Origin of the sequence: Shewanella vesiculosa (assembly GCF_009994065.1) — a bacterium.
Classification (GTDB): domain Bacteria; phylum Pseudomonadota; class Gammaproteobacteria; order Enterobacterales; family Shewanellaceae; genus Shewanella; species Shewanella vesiculosa.
On record NZ_JAACSD010000003.1, the window covers coordinates 282,822 to 299,563 of the forward strand.

17 protein-coding genes are annotated in these 16,742 nt (G+C 42.2%); 11 read left to right on the plus strand and 6 right to left on the minus strand.

Going from position 1 to position 16,742, the window contains the following annotated elements:
* Positions 1 to 19 precede the first annotated feature (19 nt).
* Positions 20 to 799, minus strand: a complete 780-nt coding sequence (locus GW828_RS01230) for a Nif3-like dinuclear metal center hexameric protein (protein ID WP_182741357.1) — start codon at positions 797 to 799, stop codon at positions 20 to 22.
* 435 nt (positions 800 to 1,234) lie between these two features.
* Here GW828_RS01230 and GW828_RS01235 point away from each other — a divergent pair, with 435 nt between their 5' ends.
* Positions 1,235 to 1,603 (plus strand): hypothetical protein, encoded by a 369-nt coding sequence (locus tag GW828_RS01235; protein WP_124015874.1) that lies wholly within the window; start codon positions 1,235 to 1,237, stop codon positions 1,601 to 1,603.
* A gap of 100 nt (positions 1,604 to 1,703) precedes the next feature.
* On the opposite strand, the gene GW828_RS01240 is transcribed toward GW828_RS01235, so the two are convergent.
* The gene (locus tag GW828_RS01240) at positions 1,704 to 2,138 is read right to left on the minus strand and encodes an outer membrane lipoprotein (protein WP_124016006.1); all 435 of its coding nucleotides are present in this window, start codon (positions 2,136 to 2,138) and stop codon (positions 1,704 to 1,706) included.
* A gap of 105 nt (positions 2,139 to 2,243) precedes the next feature.
* On the opposite strand from GW828_RS01240, the gene aat reads away from it, so the two are divergent.
* The 3 genes from aat (at position 2,244) to infA (ending at position 3,958) form a co-directional block, all read left to right on the plus strand.
* Entirely contained in the window at positions 2,244 to 2,951 is a 708-nt protein-coding gene (aat, locus tag GW828_RS01245; RefSeq protein ID WP_124016005.1) for a leucyl/phenylalanyl-tRNA--protein transferase, read from the plus strand.
* The gene (locus GW828_RS01250; protein ID WP_273057127.1) at positions 2,941 to 3,660 is read left to right on the plus strand and encodes an arginyltransferase; all 720 of its coding nucleotides are present in this window, start codon (positions 2,941 to 2,943) and stop codon (positions 3,658 to 3,660) included. Before aat ends, GW828_RS01250 begins: the two co-directional genes overlap by 11 nt.
* Positions 3,661 to 3,739: 79 nt before the next feature.
* The gene (gene infA, locus GW828_RS01255; RefSeq protein ID WP_011496276.1) at positions 3,740 to 3,958 is read left to right on the plus strand and encodes a translation initiation factor IF-1; all 219 of its coding nucleotides are present in this window, start codon (positions 3,740 to 3,742) and stop codon (positions 3,956 to 3,958) included.
* A 394-nt stretch (positions 3,959 to 4,352) separates the two neighbouring features.
* Here infA and clpA read toward each other — a convergent pair whose 3' ends face one another.
* On the minus strand, positions 4,353 to 6,611 hold the full coding sequence (clpA, locus tag GW828_RS01260) for an ATP-dependent Clp protease ATP-binding subunit ClpA (RefSeq protein ID WP_124015872.1): 2,259 nt from the start codon (positions 6,609 to 6,611) through the stop codon (positions 4,353 to 4,355).
* Positions 6,612 to 6,653: 42 nt separating this feature from the next.
* Positions 6,654 to 6,962, minus strand: a complete 309-nt coding sequence (clpS, locus tag GW828_RS01265; RefSeq protein WP_124015871.1) for an ATP-dependent Clp protease adapter ClpS — start codon at positions 6,960 to 6,962, stop codon at positions 6,654 to 6,656.
* 196 nt (positions 6,963 to 7,158) lie between these two features.
* Between clpS and cspD the strand changes: the two genes are divergently transcribed.
* Positions 7,159 to 7,365, plus strand: coding sequence for a cold shock domain-containing protein CspD (gene cspD / locus GW828_RS01270; protein WP_011637711.1), 207 nt, complete (start codon positions 7,159 to 7,161; stop codon positions 7,363 to 7,365).
* Positions 7,366 to 7,510: 145 nt separating this feature from the next.
* On the opposite strand, the gene GW828_RS01275 is transcribed toward cspD, so the two are convergent.
* Positions 7,511 to 9,736 carry an NADP-dependent isocitrate dehydrogenase gene (locus GW828_RS01275; protein ID WP_182697144.1) on the minus strand — a complete coding sequence of 742 codons (2,226 nt, stop codon included), beginning with the start codon at positions 9,734 to 9,736 and terminating at the stop codon, positions 7,511 to 7,513.
* 437 nt (positions 9,737 to 10,173) lie between these two features.
* Between GW828_RS01275 and GW828_RS01280 the strand changes: the two genes are divergently transcribed.
* From GW828_RS01280 to GW828_RS01305, 6 genes are all read left to right on the plus strand, one after another.
* Entirely contained in the window at positions 10,174 to 10,785 is a 612-nt protein-coding gene (locus GW828_RS01280) for a pseudouridine synthase (protein WP_273057108.1), read from the plus strand.
* Positions 10,786 to 10,817: 32 nt separating this feature from the next.
* Positions 10,818 to 11,291, plus strand: coding sequence for an NUDIX hydrolase (locus GW828_RS01285; RefSeq protein ID WP_273057106.1), 474 nt, complete (start codon positions 10,818 to 10,820; stop codon positions 11,289 to 11,291).
* 235 nt (positions 11,292 to 11,526) lie between these two features.
* Positions 11,527 to 12,645: a tRNA 2-thiouridine(34) synthase MnmA gene (gene mnmA / locus GW828_RS01290; RefSeq protein ID WP_124015867.1), complete on the plus strand. Its 1,119-nt coding sequence runs from the start codon at positions 11,527 to 11,529 to the stop codon at positions 12,643 to 12,645.
* A gap of 3 nt (positions 12,646 to 12,648) precedes the next feature.
* Complete coding sequence (hflD, locus tag GW828_RS01295; RefSeq protein ID WP_273057104.1) at positions 12,649 to 13,281, plus strand: high frequency lysogenization protein HflD; 633 nt, start codon at positions 12,649 to 12,651, stop codon at positions 13,279 to 13,281.
* 39 nt (positions 13,282 to 13,320) lie between these two features.
* Positions 13,321 to 14,691, plus strand: coding sequence for an adenylosuccinate lyase (gene purB / locus GW828_RS01300; protein WP_124015866.1), 1,371 nt, complete (start codon positions 13,321 to 13,323; stop codon positions 14,689 to 14,691).
* 195 nt (positions 14,692 to 14,886) lie between these two features.
* Entirely contained in the window at positions 14,887 to 16,029 is a 1,143-nt protein-coding gene (locus GW828_RS01305) for a ribosomal protein uL16 3-hydroxylase (RefSeq protein ID WP_273057102.1), read from the plus strand.
* Positions 16,030 to 16,158: 129 nt separating this feature from the next.
* On the opposite strand, the gene GW828_RS01310 is transcribed toward GW828_RS01305, so the two are convergent.
* Entirely contained in the window at positions 16,159 to 16,599 is a 441-nt protein-coding gene (locus GW828_RS01310) for a DUF4826 family protein (protein WP_124015864.1), read from the minus strand.
* Between the last annotated feature and the right edge of the window lie 143 nt (positions 16,600 to 16,742).

Here is a 16,742-nt window from a genome sequence, read left to right on the forward strand (position 1 = left end):
CGCCAAGTTATTAATCCAGCTATACCGGATTTACAATATCAATAAAATGATGCTCTATATTGTATTTTTCCGCTAAGTGATTGCCTAACGCTTGAATGCCAAATAACTCAGTCGCATGGTGACCAGCAGCAAAATAATGTAAACCTTGCTCGATTGCGGTGTGAAATGTGCGCTCTGATACTTCGCCGCTAATAAACGCATCAACGCCCATTTGTGCAGCTTGATCAATATAGTCTTGCGCGCCGCCAGTACACCAAGCCAAGGTCGAAATCATTTTCGTTTCATCCCCTATGTGCAAAGGTTTACGGTTTAATACTGTATTAAGTAACTCGCTAAACTCTGCAACCGTCATTGGGTGTTCCAAATGACCATGCCATAATAAATCTTGAGCTACCTGCTCATAAACTCTTGGGCTAATAATGCCTAACTGTTGGGCTAACTGAGCATTGTTACCAACACCATGATGAGCATCTAACGGTAAGTGATAACCAAATAAACTGATATCATTTTCTATTAAGGCCTTGATCCGTCGATATTTCATGCCGGTGATAACTTCGGGCTCATTTTTCCAAAAAAAACCATGATGAACCAAAATAGCATCAGCGTTGACCTTTATCGCCGCATCAATTAATGCTTGGCATGCAGTGACACCGGTGACAATGGTGCGAATATCCGATTTGCCTTCGACCTGTAACCCATTTGGTGCATAGTCTTTAAAGGCAGAAACATTTAAAAAACTATCAAGATAAGACGCTAATGCTTGGCGAGAAACAACTGATGTCTGATGATGTGTGGACATAAAACCCCTAGAAATTAACTAATCTTAAGCAACAAAGATATAAACTTATTCGTATAAACCATGCGGACTTAACCGATATTCACTCAGACGATAGCGATCCATACTGTACACCATGGCGATATCATCAGTTTAACCGAATACTGTCGCTCTCGCGAAGAATATCCAAGCTAAAAATTAATTTAAAAAACAAAAATAACCACCAAATAAATTAGGCTTGAGCCGCCAATAAGTACAGTCGATTGTCAAATTCAATCAATATTAAATCCAGATTAAATCGAAACCTAATGATGCAGAAAATATCACTCTACTCGCTGATAAAATCAACTTTCAGATGGAAAATCCGCCAATTTATAGCTCAATTGGACTTTTGATGCATTAACACTTTAAAATTAGTGACAACCTTAATTTAACATGACAACCAATAGGTTATTTACTATGACAACATTGACTAAAGAAGAGGTCATCAGCCAACTACAAACGGCACTAGAACGACAATCTGGTAACACAGTATCAATTGAGCAAGCTGGCAGTTGGTACAAAATTGACGGCCAGAAATCTGTGCGCTTTAGCGAACTTGAAACAATGCTTGCACAACTTACTGCCTCGACGACAAATAAACAGCCTGCGGCAGAGATGCACAAACCTATCGCTAAACCTGCAGCCAAGCCAATCAACAATGCGGCAGCAAAAAAATCACCCAATCGCCAAGCTCAAATAACTTCAGGCGGTTTAACGCCTAAGCAGTTATGGCGTCAAAAGCTCGAGCACACTTCAGGTAAGCAAACATTACCTCGTGGGTTTTAATCACCTTTAGCAAAGTAGCCAATGTACTGTTGCAAATGGATTTTGCCCTTGTAATACACAAAAGGAGCCTAGGCTCCTTTTTGTTTTATTGCGTATGTCATCACATCGCCAAATCAACCCTGACATAACCGCTTAAATAAACCACTCTCACTTCATCACCGGCAGCAAAACGCATCCCCGGATCTGCATCTTGGATCACCATAACTTGGCTTCCGTCTTCTTGTTTTATCATGAGTTCAACTAATTTAGTTTCAAGATAATACTGTTGGTTTCCATGCTGACTGCCTATGCCGCCACCAATTAATGCCCCTAAAACGGTAGCAACATCTTGGCCTGAACCGCCACCGAACTGATGCCCTATAACTCCACCGACTAAGGCGCCACCAAAAGTTTTCCAGCCGCTATGGCTGTCTTCAACGAGCTGTTTTTCAGTGATGTTTTTGACCGATTCAATCTGACCATAGATGACTTTTTCCACGGGTACGGCTTGATTTCGCTCATAAGCAGCTTGGCTTTGACCACAAAACAAGCACATAGTCAGTAAAACTGCAAAAATACTCTTCACATTGACAGTTATGATTTTAAACATGATCAATATCCGCTAAGTTAACGATAAGGTATGGCAAATAATATACTCATTTTGAACTCACTGTCTTATTTAAATCAATCCATCGACTTCCCGCCACCAGAGCTGGCGCTTATCGATCCCAATGGCTTATTAGCCATTGGGGGAGATTTACGTCCAGAGCGCTTAGCAGAAGCCTATTATCAAGGTATTTTCCCTTGGTTTAATGTCAGTGATCCCATTTTATGGTGGTCACCAGATCCTCGAGCGGTATTTGAACCTCGTCATCCATTTGGCAGCAAAAGCTTGATTAAGTTTCTTAAAAAATCCACCTGGCGATACACTATCAATCATGCCTTTTTAGATGTCTTAGCCGGTTGCGCTCAGCCACGAAGTTCACAGGATGGCACGTGGATTTCTGCCGAAATCCAAATGGCTTATTATGAACTTCATCTGCAAGGTCTTGCGCATTCTGTTGAAGTCTGGGATGGCGACGATTTAGTGGGCGGGCTTTACGGTATTCCAGTGGGCAATGTTTTTTGCGGTGAATCGATGTTTCATCGGCAAACTAATGCATCAAAAGCTGCATTTGCTATACTAAATCAACACTTGGTGAAACATGATTTTCAACTAATTGACGCGCAAGTAATGAATCCACATTTATTAAGTCTTGGGGCTAAGGCGATACCAAGAAGTGAGTTTTTATCCATACTTCACTGCGGCCGAGATCAAACAAAGTCAGCATCCATATGGATCAAACAAGAGGTGTTTATTGAATTCTAAATCGGTTAGTGTCGGCATAAGCCAACCTTTTGATTGCAACTATATTGAAGGCAATAAAGAGCAATTATTGGTGATCCAAGAACCACAAATAGACCCATCACTGTTTGAACAACTTCTTGCGATGGGGTTTCGTCGCAACGGTAACGCAATTTATAAACCACGCTGCCCGAGTTGCCAATCTTGCCAATCTATTCGACTGAATGTGAATGATTTTGTGTTGTCCAAACGCCAAAAAAGAACCTTAAAAAACAACCGAGACTTGCATTGGAAGATCAGTCATACATCACGGCCAGAGCACTATGACTTATACCAACGCTATATCAATGAACGCCATAGCGATGGCCCTATGTACCCGGCATCACAAGCTCAATATGATGATTTTTTACTATCAGATTGGTTACCGCCAATGTTTATTGAACTGTTTGATAAAGACCAATTAATTGGCGTGGCAGTGACCGATGAGATGGCGCAAAGTTTCTCGGCCATATACAGCTATTTCGACCCAGACTACGCAGAACGATCACTGGGTTCGTTGATGATTTTAATTCAATGCCAATTGGCTAAGTCATTAGGTAAACGATATTTGTATTTGGGCTATCAAATTGATCAAAATAGAAAAATGAGTTACAAACGCCAATATCGCCCATATCAAATTTTAACGGCTCTTGGTTGGCAAGTTGGCGAAAATCTTACGCCTCTTTCTTGTTAACGGCCTTTACAGTTCGGCGTTTTTGGGGCATGATACGCCCGATTTTTTCATATTTGAAGGCTAATGGGATAACTAATTAATGGCGAAAGAAGACAACATTGAAATGCAGGGCACTATCCTTGAGACCTTGCCAAATACAATGTTCCGCGTAGAGCTTGAAAATGGACATGTGGTGATAGCCCACATCTCTGGCAAAATGCGCAAAAACTACATCCGTATTTTAACGGGTGACAAAGTCACTGTACAGTTGACACCTTATGACTTATCTAAAGGTCGTATCGTCTTCCGCGCACGTTAATCGCTAGCCTCAACAATGTAAAAACCGACTGCCTGTCGGTTTTTTTGTTGTTATACCAAACTGCATAAATACAGTGTATTCAACGTAACGCAACACGCATCAAACAAGACGAATGTTCAACGTAATGGGTAACCCTTTTATCAGACATTCAACCAAGCATCGCGATGGTTGTAATCCGTTTTGCAGAAGCACCTTATACGATCCACTGCTATGTTTATTGATTTAAAAGGGGATACCCATTTTGTTATCAATACCCATTGAATTGAACAGTAAGAAATGCTTTACCTTGATGACTGATTATTGAAGCAACGGTAATAGGCGCAATTAACACGCATAAAAAAAGATGACCCATGGGTCATCTTTTTTAATAGCATATTGTAAATCAAATTGATTATTACGAGACTTTTTCCAATGACTCGCAATCGATGTTGATCTCACCATCTTTGACGTCAATATGCGCAATACCACCTCGTTCAAGCACACCGAACAAGATTTCATCGGCTAACGGACGTTTAATCAATTCTGTCACCACACGTGACATTGGGCGCGCACCCATTGATTTATCATAGCCCTTCTCAGCCAGCAAGGTTCGCGCTTCATCACTGACATCCAGGGTGACACGTTTATCATCTAGCTGAGCCTGCAATTCCACTAAGAACTTATCCACCACTTTGGCAATAACTGTCATGTCTAAATGGTTAAACCAGACGATTGAATCTAAACGGTTACGGAACTCAGGTGAAAACATCTTATTGATTTCAGCTAACGCATCTTGGGTATGATCTTGCTGTCTAAAACCAATCGATTTACGAATAGTTTCTTGTACGCCAGCATTGGTGGTCATCACTAAGGTGACATTTCTAAAATCAGCTTTGCGACCGTTGTTGTCGGTCAATGTCCCGTGATCCATGACTTGCAATAGTAAATTGAATACATCAGGGTGTGCCTTTTCAATCTCATCAAGCAACACCACACAATGCGGATTTTTAATCACAGCGTCGGTGAGCATGCCACCTTGATCATAACCAACGTAGCCAGGAGGCGCACCGATTAAGCGTGACACGGTATGACGTTCCATGTACTCAGACATATCAAAGCGGATCAGTTTAAGGTTAAGACAATTGGCCAATTGATTGGTCACTTCTGTTTTACCTACCCCTGTTGGGCCTGCAAACATAAAGCTTCCTACTGGCTTTTTCTCTGAACCTAAACCACTGCGCGATAAGCGTATGGCAGCGCTGAGGCTCTCAATCGCTTTGTCTTGACCAAATACAACCATCTTAAGGTTACGTTCAAGGTTGCGCAGCATATCCTTGTCAGTCGACGATACCGACTTCTCAGGAATACGGGCTAACTTAGCAATGATGGCTTCAATTTCAGCTTGGCCAATGGTCTTTTTACGTTTGCTTTGCGGCATCATCACCATACGAGCACCGGCTTCATCAATCACATCAATCGCTTTGTCAGGTAAATGACGATCGTTGATGTGTTTCGCCGACAAAATAGCCGCACTGCTGATAGCAGCTTGGGTATAACGCACACCATGGTATTCTTCGTACTTGGATTTAAGCCCCATCAATATTTTGGTGGTTTCGGCCACAGAAGGCTCATTGATATCAATTTTTTGGAAGCGACGAGCTAAAGCGCGGTCTTTCTCAAAAATACTTTGATACTCTTGGAATGTAGTCGATCCCATGCAGCGTAACTTACCACTAGACAATAATGGCTTGAGTAAGTTAGAGGCATCCATGACACCACCAGAAGCGGCGCCAGCACCAATAATGGTATGGATTTCATCAATAAATAAAATCGCATGTTCATCTGCAGCCAATTCTTTCAACAAGCTTTTAAAACGCTTTTCAAAATCACCACGATATTTAGTGCCCGCTAATAACGAGCCTAAATCTAGCGAGTACACGGTGGCATTAGCCATCACATCTGGCACTTGTTTATTGACAATCCGATAAGCCAAACCTTCTGCAATAGCCGTCTTACCGACACCAGCTTCACCCACAAGCAAGGGATTATTCTTACGGCGACGACACAGGGTTTGAATTGCACGCTCAATTTCAGCATCACGCCCAATAAGTGGATCGATAATACCGTCTTGCGCAAGTTGGTTTAAATTGGCGGCAAATTGCGCCAACATGCTGCGATCTTCGGCAGTTTCAGATTGGTCTTCAACACGTTCTTGATCTGGTGATTCACCAGAATCATCTTCTTTAGCCATGCCATGAGAAATAAAATTCACTACATCTAGGCGAGTAATATCACAGCGGCGCAGCAAATAAACCGCTTGTGATTCTTGCTCACTAAAAATAGCCACCAGCACATTGGCACCGGAGACTTCGTTGCGACCAGATGATTGCACATGGAACACCGCACGCTGCAGAACACGTTGAAATCCCAAGGTGGGTTGAGTTTCACGTTCTTCAGTCGATTCAGCAATAATCGGCGTGGTTTGTTGAATGAAATTAGCCACTTCTTCACGTAAACGATTCACATCCGCACCACAAGCAATTAATGCTTCGTAGGCAGAGGGATTGTCGATCAGCGCTAATAATAAATGTTCTACCGTCATGTATTCATGACGTGAATCTCTAGCTTGCTGAAACGCTAGGTTCAAGGTGACTTCCAGGTCTTTGTTCAGCATAAGCACCTCTTAAATTTAACCACAGACTATGAGAAATCGATATTATGCTTTCTCTAACGTACACAGTAACGGATGTTGGTTTTCTCTTGCAAACTGATTTACTTGAAAAACTTTTGTTTCTGCTATTCCAAATGGAAATACACCACACAATCCTTTACCTTGATTATGAATAGCTAACATTATATCAACAGCTTGCTGTTCATTTTTCTCAAAGAATCGTTGTAATACTTCTACCACAAAATCCATTGGGGTGTAATCATCATTATTTAACACCACTTTATACATATTGGGCGGTTGTAGTTCAGATTCAACCTTTTCCGCAATATGTTCTACGTTGCCTAATTTAGCCATTGTTTAATACTAGCCTCTCGTTTGGTTCCCGACCACTTGATATTGTTAAATTAATTAAATGTTGCCTTTTTGTTAATTAGCTCTTGACTTCTTTTCGTACAAATTTCATTCTGTTTGCTAGGCGGCGAATACTAGACCGCTGGATAATAAGTTTTACTATCTTACTGGTAAGTAGACAACAGAAGGAAGTGGAAGTATGGCAAACGGAACTGTTAAATGGTTCAACAACGCCAAAGGATTCGGGTTTATTTGCCCTGATCAGGGTGGTGAAGATGTATTTGCGCACTATTCAACTATCGAAATGGAAGGTTATCGTACCTTAAAAGCAGGTCAACCTGTATGCTTCGAAGTTGAAGAAGGCCCTAAAGGAATGCATGCTTCAGCCATCTCGCCAACAATTTAATTGGTGAGACTATAAAACAAAAAGACAGGGATTTTAATCCCTGTCTTTTTTTATTATCTAAAAAACGTCAAATTTATCAATTTAACACCTTGATACCAAGATGGATTCATTAAACAAAAATCACGTTTAGTGAGCGGTTATGCCCTTAACCAATAACAAATTGGTTTAATGTTGCACTAGGACGCATGGCGTGTTCGGCTTTAGTTGCATCTAAACGGTAATAACCACCTAAATCAACTGCAGGACCTTGTGAACCATTCAACTCAGCAAGGATAACCGTTTCATTTATAGCCAATGATTGGGCGAGTGGAGCAAAATGCGCTGCCAGCTCTGCATCCTCAGTTTGCTCTGTTAATGCTTGTGCCCAATACATCGCTAGGTAGAAGTGACTACCACGGTTATCGAGTTCGCCTACGCGACGAGAAGGTGATTTATTGGTGTCAAGGAACACGCCAATAGCCACATCTAAGGTATCTGCTAGCACTTGCGCTTTAGCATTGTTTGTTGTTTGGCTTAAGTGCTCTAAAGAAGCCGCTAGTGCCAAAAACTCACCTAATGAATCCCAACGTAAGTGACCTTCTTTTTCGACTTGTTGCACGTGCTTAGGCGCTGAACCACCGGCACCTGTTTCAAATAAGCCACCGCCACTCATCAATGGAACGATAGACAACATTTTTGCACTGGTACCCAGCTCAAGAATTGGGAATAAGTCTGTTAAGTAGTCACGTAATACGTTACCCGTTACAGAAATAGTATCTTCACCTTTAATAATGCGCTCTAAAGTAAAACGAGTCGCATCTTCTGGGGTCATGATTTGGATGTCTAAACCAGCGGTATCTTGCTCGGCAAGATATACAGTCACTTTCTTAATTAACTCAGCATCGTGAGCACGATTGCTGTCCAACCAGAATACTGCAGGTGTGTTGCTTAAACGCGAGCGCTTAACGGCTAGCTTAACCCAGTCGCGAATAGGCGCATCTTTAACTTGGCACATACGGTAAATATCGCCAGCTTCAACGTTATGACTCATTAATACATCGCCAGCTTGATTAATTACATTAACCGTACCTGCTGCTTTAATTTCAAACGTTTTATCATGGCTACCGTATTCTTCTGCTTTTTGAGCCATTAAGCCCACGTTAGGCACGCTGCCCATAGTGGTCGGGTCAAATGCACCGTGCTTTTTACAGAACGAAATAGTTTCTTGATAAACACCGGCGTAACTACGATCTGGGATCATTGCTTTGGTGTCTTGCAACTGGCCATCTGGGCCCCACATTTTACCAGAAGAGCGAATCGCTGCTGGCATTGAAGCATCAATAATGATGTCGCTTGGTACGTGTAAGTTGGTGATACCTTTGTCTGAATCTACCATTGCAAGTGCTGGACGAGCAGCATAAACAGCAGCAATATCAGCTTCAATTTCGTTGCGCTTAGCTTCTGGTAAAGTACTGATTTTGGCATAGACATCACCAAAACCATTGTTTACATCTACGCCGAGCTCAGCAAATAATGCGCCATGCTTATCAAATACATCTTTAAAGAACACTTTCACTGCCAAACCGAATAATATTGGGTCAGACACTTTCATCATGGTGGCTTTAAGGTGTAAAGATAATAATATATCTTCAGATTTTGCCGCTTCAATTTCACGAGTATAAAATTCTACAAGGGCTTTTTTACTCATCACTGAAGAATCAATCACTTCGTCAGCCAATAGTGCTAAACCACTTTTCAGAACAACGTCTTTACCGTCTTGCTGAGTCAATACGATATTGACTTTATCTGCTGTTGCTAAGGTTACAGACTGTTCGCTACCGTAGAAGTCACCTTCGCTCATATGAGCAACGTGAGACTTAGAATCACTGGCCCATTTACCCATTGAATGAGGGTTTTTCTTGGCGTAGTTTTTCACTGAGGTTGGTGCACGACGGTCAGAGTTACCTTCACGTAATACTGGGTTTACTGCACTGCCTTTAATTTTGTCGTAACGTGACTGCGCTTCAACTTCAGCGTCATTTTTAGGTTCATCAGTATAATTAGGAATGTCATAGCCTTTTGCTTGAAGTTCAGCAATACATGCTTTTAACTGAGGCACTGACGCACTGATGTTAGGTAACTTAATGATGTTGGCTTCTGGCTTGTTAGCCAATTCACCTAATTCTGTTAACGCATCGGCAATTTTTTGCTCTGCGGTTAATTTTTCAGGGAAGTTAGCAATAACACGACCCGACAAAGAAATATCACGCGTTTCAACTTTCACACCTGCAGCGTCAGTGAAAGTACGGATAATAGGCAATAATGATAGCGTAGCAAGTGCCGGCGCTTCATCAGTTTCTGTGTATATGATCGTTGGAGTGTTATCTTTCATTTTATTTCCTACATTATTGTAAATTAATAATTTATTAGAATAAATTGCGTAAGCATTTGACGGGCTTTGATGGATAACACTCGCATAAGTAAGCCAAGATCTGCGATCTAGGTCCACTTGTTATCAGCCAAGTATGTGAAATCCCCTATCCCATTTTTTATTATATTTTGTTCTCAAACCTCTGAGATTTGACGGTTAAATTCGCCAGCTCAGAATGATAAATTAGGCACAGATCACAATTTTTAGGCGGACATCATAGATCATTCTTAATAATTTTCAAATTCCACTAAGGGCGAATACGCAGTAAACTAACATAAATTGATTTATATTCGCTTACTTATCACTCACTCGTATTAGCAAAGGATGTTAACCATACCTTTATGGCAAAAATCGGTAAATTGAGTCCATTCAAAAAAACATCTCCCTACAAAGCTGACATGTCGACAAAAGCTGGCAATAGCAGCAGGGTGAAATCGCGTCCGCCGCAAAAACCTCGACCTGAAAATCCACTCATTGTGTTATTTAATAAACCTTTTGATGTGTTGTGCCAATTTACCGATGAAGCAGGCCGGCAAACATTAAAAGACTTTATTCCAGTTGCAGATGTTTATGCTGCCGGGCGTTTAGACCGTGACAGTGAAGGTTTACTGTTACTCACCAACGACGGGCAATTGCAGGCAAAGTTGACTCATCCAGCTAAAAAAACCTTCAAAACCTATTGGGTCCAAGTTGAAGGTGAGCCGTCAATTGACACCATTAACGCGCTTTGTAATGGCGTAGAATTAAAAGATGGTATGACCTTACCTGCAAAAGTCAGTCTGATGGACTCACCCGCGGTTTGGCCCAGAAACCCACCAGTGCGTGAGCGCAAAGCCATTCCAACAAGCTGGCTAGAAGTACAGATTTGTGAAGGTCGAAATCGCCAAGTAAGGCGCATGACGGCACATGTCGGCCATCCAACCTTAAGACTAATCCGTTATAAAATAGGCCAATGGTGTCTAGATGATTTACCAAATGGTGAATATAAACTGATCAACACAGCAAAGTAATCGCTGGCAGACACTGTATACAAGAGGACAAGATGACTGAACGTTATAAACCTAATACCACTGTCGCTTGCGTGATCCACTGCCAAGGTAAATTTTTATTGGTTGAAGAACGCATTAACGGTGCCATTAAATTTAATCAACCGGCTGGGCATTTAGAGGCAAATGAATCGATAATTGAGGCATGTGCTCGTGAAATAGTCGAGGAAACCGGACTCGCGTTATCACCTCAAGCCATTGTCGGCATCTACCAATTTAGTGCCTCGGACGAGTTAGCCTTTGTGCGCTATACATTTTGTATCGAACTGTCTGAACAACGCCAAGCGCTTCCTCTGGACAGTGCCATTACAACCACGCATTGGCTAAGCCTAGCTGAAATCATTGCCCTTGGCAGCCAGCTTCGTAGCCCGCTAGTGGTAAAAAGTATTGCAGACTTTGTGCTGCAAGCCGATAAACCCCCCCCATCACAGCACACCCCTCTGTCACTGCTGAATGTCGATTACTTTTAATGACTGGTGTCAGGCAATTTGCCTGCACCTCAAGATAGCCCATTAAGCGAATGCGTGATAGAATATGCGCCGCACAAATGTCATGTTTACTCAGCATTATCGGAATCAATCGGTTCAATACGTGCAAGCAACAATATCCAACATCTCGACCAACAAAAATCGAGTGCAATTGCCTTGAAACATTGGCATTGCGGCACCATATACACACTATCTATCTTCAAGGTTTTTAGGATTTATGACATCAATCAACCCAGCATCAAACGGTAAAAAAGTCATTGTCGGTATGTCCGGCGGTGTAGACTCTTCAGTATCAGCTTACTTGTTAATGCAGCAAGGCTACGAGGTTGAAGGTCTGTTTATGAAAAACTGGGAAGAAGACGACACTGATGAATATTGCGCAGCGGCCGATGATTTAAAAGATGCTCAATCGGTATGTGACAAGCTCGGGATTAAAATGCATACCGTTAATTTTGCTGCTGAATACTGGGACAATGTATTTGAATACTTTTTAGCAGAATACAAAGCGGGCCGCACACCGAATCCTGACATTATGTGCAATAAAGAAATCAAATTTAAAGCCTTTCTTGAGTTTGCCGACGACATTTTAGACGCCGATTACATCGCCATGGGCCATTATGTCCGCCGTCGAGACAACAGTGATGGCAGCGTTGAAATGCTCCGCGGTGTTGATGGTAATAAAGATCAGAGCTATTTTTTATACACCTTAAGTCATGAACAAGTCAGTCGCAGCTTATTCCCGGTTGGTGAACTTGAAAAACATCAAGTTCGCGAAATAGCCCAAAAACTGGGATTAATTACTCACGACAAAAAAGACAGCACTGGCATATGCTTTATCGGTGAACGCAAATTTACCGACTTTTTAGCCACCTATTTACCTGCACAGCCTGGTGATATTGAAACCTCTGAAGGCGAAGTCATTGGAACTCACCAAGGTTTGATGTACCACACGCTTGGACAACGCAAAGGCCTTGGCATTGGTGGACTTAAAAACAGTAATGAAGACCCATGGTATGTGGTTGAAAAAGATTTAGTCCGTAATGTGTTGATTGTAGCGCAAGGGGGCAACCACCCTCGCCTGATGTCCAACGGCATGACAGTTAATCAACTGCATTGGGTCGATCGAAAAGGTCCCGCCAATCATTGCCATATCACGGTTAAAACACGTTATCGTCAACGTGATGTCGGCTGCACACTCTCTTATGATGACGCCGAAAACATTACCGTGATGTTTGATGAACCCGTTGCCGCAGTGACCCCAGGGCAATCAGCAGTATTTTATGATGGTGACATCTGTTTAGGTGGCGGCATAATCGATACCTTAATCCGAGGATAATCCGTGAGCCAAACTCCAGACAACATCTTGTTTGAACGCACTATGGCTTTTGCCGGTATTTTACAAGCTATCGGTCAAGTGCAGTATTTAGCCCGCCACGGTGAAAGTGACAAAGACGCCTTAGCGGCAACTCTTAACACTATTTTAGTCACCGAACCAGAATCCACGGCAGATGTGTATCAGGATAAAACCATTTTAGATAATGGTTACCAATTGATCCAAAATCAGCTTGGGGATGGCAGCAACAAAGATGTCGAAACCACTCGTTACCTTGTTGGCGTGTTAACCCTGGAACGAAAGCTTGCACGCTCACCAAATGGTTTGGGCATGCTTGCTGAGCGCATCAATCAAGTGCATCGCCAATTAGCACACTTTGCCATTACCGATGAACAAGTCCTGGCCAATTTTGCCAGTATATATAGTGATGTCATCAGCGAATTAGGGCCTAAATTACAAATATCGGGTAATCCCGATTGCCTAAAGCAACCTCAGGTGCAACATAAAATTCGTGCATTGCTGCTTGCAGCAATGCGCAGTGCAGTATTATGGCGTCAATTAGGTGGCAAACGCCGCCACCTGGTGTTTGCTCGCAAGGCAATATTTGACACAGCAAAACAAAGCCAAAATAACAATTAATCGAATCACCCTACAACTAAGTTCATCAAGGAGCTTCAAATGGATCTTTCCGCACTAACTGCTATCTCTCCGATAGACGGTCGTTATGGTAGCAAAACCGCCTCATTACGAGGGATTTTCAGCGAGTTCGGTCTTACTAAGTACCGTGTTCAAGTTGAAATCAATTGGTTAAAGCTATTATCTAGCTGCCCAGAGATTGAAGAAGTTCCCCCTTTTAGCGAAACCGCCCTCGCCTTGTTAGACAGCATCAAAGACAATTTTAGCGAACAAGACGCCCTGCGTATTAAGGCGATTGAAAGCACCACTAATCACGATGTAAAAGCGGTTGAGTATTTCATTAAAGAGCAAATTGCCGACAACGCCGAGCTAGTTGCTATCGATGAATTTGTGCACTTTGCCTGTACTTCTGAAGACATCAACAACTTATCTCATGGCTTAATGTTAAAAGAAGCGCGCGAGCAAGTATTAGTACCACAGTGTCAGCAAATTATTGATGCAATCAAAAAATTAGCGCATGACAATAAAAGCGTACCGCTAATGTCGCGAACCCACGGCCAGCCAGCATCGCCATCAACACTTGGTAAAGAAATGGCTAACGTTGCTGTGCGTTTAGACCGTCAATTAAACCAAATCAACGCTGTTGAAATCATGGGTAAAATTAACGGTGCTGTGGGTAACTATAATGCCCACATTTCAGCCTACCCTGAAGTTAACTGGCATGAGCTGTCGCAACGTTTTGTAACCAGTCTTGGTATTAATTGGAACGCGTATACCACCCAAATTGAGCCGCATGATTACATTGCTGAATTGTTCGATGCCATTGCTCGTTTCAACACCATCCTAATCGATTTTGATCGTGATATTTGGGGTTATGTTGCACTAGGCCACTTTAAGCAGCGCACTATCGCTGGCGAAATTGGTTCATCAACCATGCCGCACAAAGTCAATCCAATTGATTTTGAAAACTCCGAAGGTAACTTAGGTATCGCTAACGCGCTAATGCAACACTTAGCGGCTAAATTACCGGTATCAAGATGGCAACGTGACCTAACTGACTCAACCGTATTACGTAACTTAGGCGTAGGTATGGCTCACTCGTTAATAGCTTATCAAGCGACCTTAAAAGGCATTAGCAAGTTAGAAGTCAATGAAGCACAACTTTTAGCGGAATTAGACAAAAACTGGGAAGTTCTGGCAGAACCAGTACAAACCGTTATGCGTCGTTACGGCATTGAAAAACCGTATGAGAAACTAAAAGAACTGACACGTGGTAAGCGTATTGATGCGGCACAACTTGCAGTATTTATTGATGGTCTTGAATTACCAGAACACGTAAAAGTTGAATTGAAAAAAATGACTCCAGCAAACTATATTGGCCGCGCAGAAGCCTTTGTTGATGAGCTAAAATAGTCTTACACGCTTTATGCATAACATGAGCGGTCGCATATGTGGCCGCTTTTTTATTGTATGAAATACCTGTTATTATTCTGCTGAAAATACGTTATTGTTCATTAAGACTCACTAATCTCAACTCAGATTAAGAGATGGGCTAAGTAAGCTAAATCAGAATATTGCACCTATTTATTATCCGATCTGAGATTAACCATGTACACATTAAATATTGATACCCAAGCCTTTATTAAACAGCATTGGCAACAAAAACCACTTGTGATCAAACAGGCTTTTGTCGACTTTGAAGACCCTATCGCAGCAGATGAACTTGCTGGACTTGCCTGTGAAGAAGAAATATCGTCACGTGTTGTGGTGACCAAAGGTGATGACTGGGACGTTGTTCAAGGTCCATTTGAAGACTACGACCAATTTGGTGAAGACAACTGGCAATTATTAGTCCAAGCCGTCAATCATTGGTACCCAGATTCGCAAGCTTTAGTCGAAGCGTTCCGATTTTTACCAGACTGGCGCTTTGACGACTTAATGGCATCATTTGCCACACCTGGTGGTGGTGTTGGCCCGCATATCGACAATTACGATGTGTTTATCATTCAAGGTGATGGGGAACGTCGTTGGAAAGTGGGCGATAAAGGGCAACATAAACGCCGCGGCGATAATCCAAACTCGCCTTTGGTTGACGATTTTGAGCCGATTATTGATGTGATTTTACAAAAAGGTGATGTACTTTATATTCCACCAGGATACCCACATTGCGGCGAAACATTATCACTGGCTATGTCATATTCCATTGGATTTAGAGCCCCAAGTCAGCAAGAGCTATTAACTGAATTAGCTGACGCGTTAATTGACAGCAACCAGGGGCAGAAGCGTTTCACGTCATCTGACGAGCCAGCAGAACCCGGCCTTATCAGCCAAACTCATCAACAAGGCATTATGGATTTATTGACGCAGTTGGCACAAGATCCTGCCAGCTACCAGACTATGTTAGGTAAATTACTCAGTCAAAATCGTTTTGAACTGGATATTTGTGAAGGCGAAGAGCCATTAACGGCTGATGATGTATTAGAAGCCATTGAACAAGGTGCGGTTATTCAACGTATCGGTGGTCTAAAAGTCTTGCGCTTAGAAAATGATAACCTACCACGTTTGTTTATTAACGGTGAAGCGTACACCTTTGCTGATGCGCCGAATGACATGCTACAACTTTTGGCCAATCAAGTGAGCATTACCCCTAATGAGGCTCATTTATTCACTGACAATGTGGCAGCGCTAGATGTCATCACGGGGTTACTCAATCAAGGATTATTCTACTTAGCAGAAGACGATTGCGAATAAGCGTCTGAGCGATAGCGTAAAAGCGACTAAGCTGAGTGATGGTTATTAACCTCGCTTAGCTAAAATAATAAAAAAGGCACTAGCAGTGCCTTTTTTGTGTTTGTTACGTTAGTTTGGTGACTCAGGCTGTTACGCCCACAATTTTTCATCTTGATGCATTTTATATAGACTTTCTGCACGCGACACCAATAACTGCGCAAATTTCAGTTGGGTAGCATCTTTGGTAACACCTGACTTATGCAAGTTTTCCGCTTTAAGTTGCCACATCATCGAAAAATGTCTAATCGCGTCACGCGCCGTTGCGGCCACTTTCACATCAACATAGTCCGACGGTAAATCGCCCGACATCACCCAAAAGGTCTGTTTTTTAGGCTGTTTCGATTCCATCTTCCAAATAGCTAAATAAGGTGCAAGATAACGACTTTCGTCAGCAAGGACTTTGCTTGGGATCACCCCTTTTTCAGCCAAAAAACGATTCGCCTTTTGGAATTGAGTTCGCACCCATTCTTGTCTTAATGCTTCTGGCTCTGGTGTTGGCTGTGCAACCTGTTCTGCAACTTCTTCAGTCATAATACTTCCTATCTTATTGTTATAATGCAGATTAGAACAAAAAACTTACCTGCGATTTAATCAAAAAACAATTACGTAACACAAAATACTTTACGTTTACGTAAAGTGGCAAGCTAAATTGCCACACTAATCACAAAAATAAC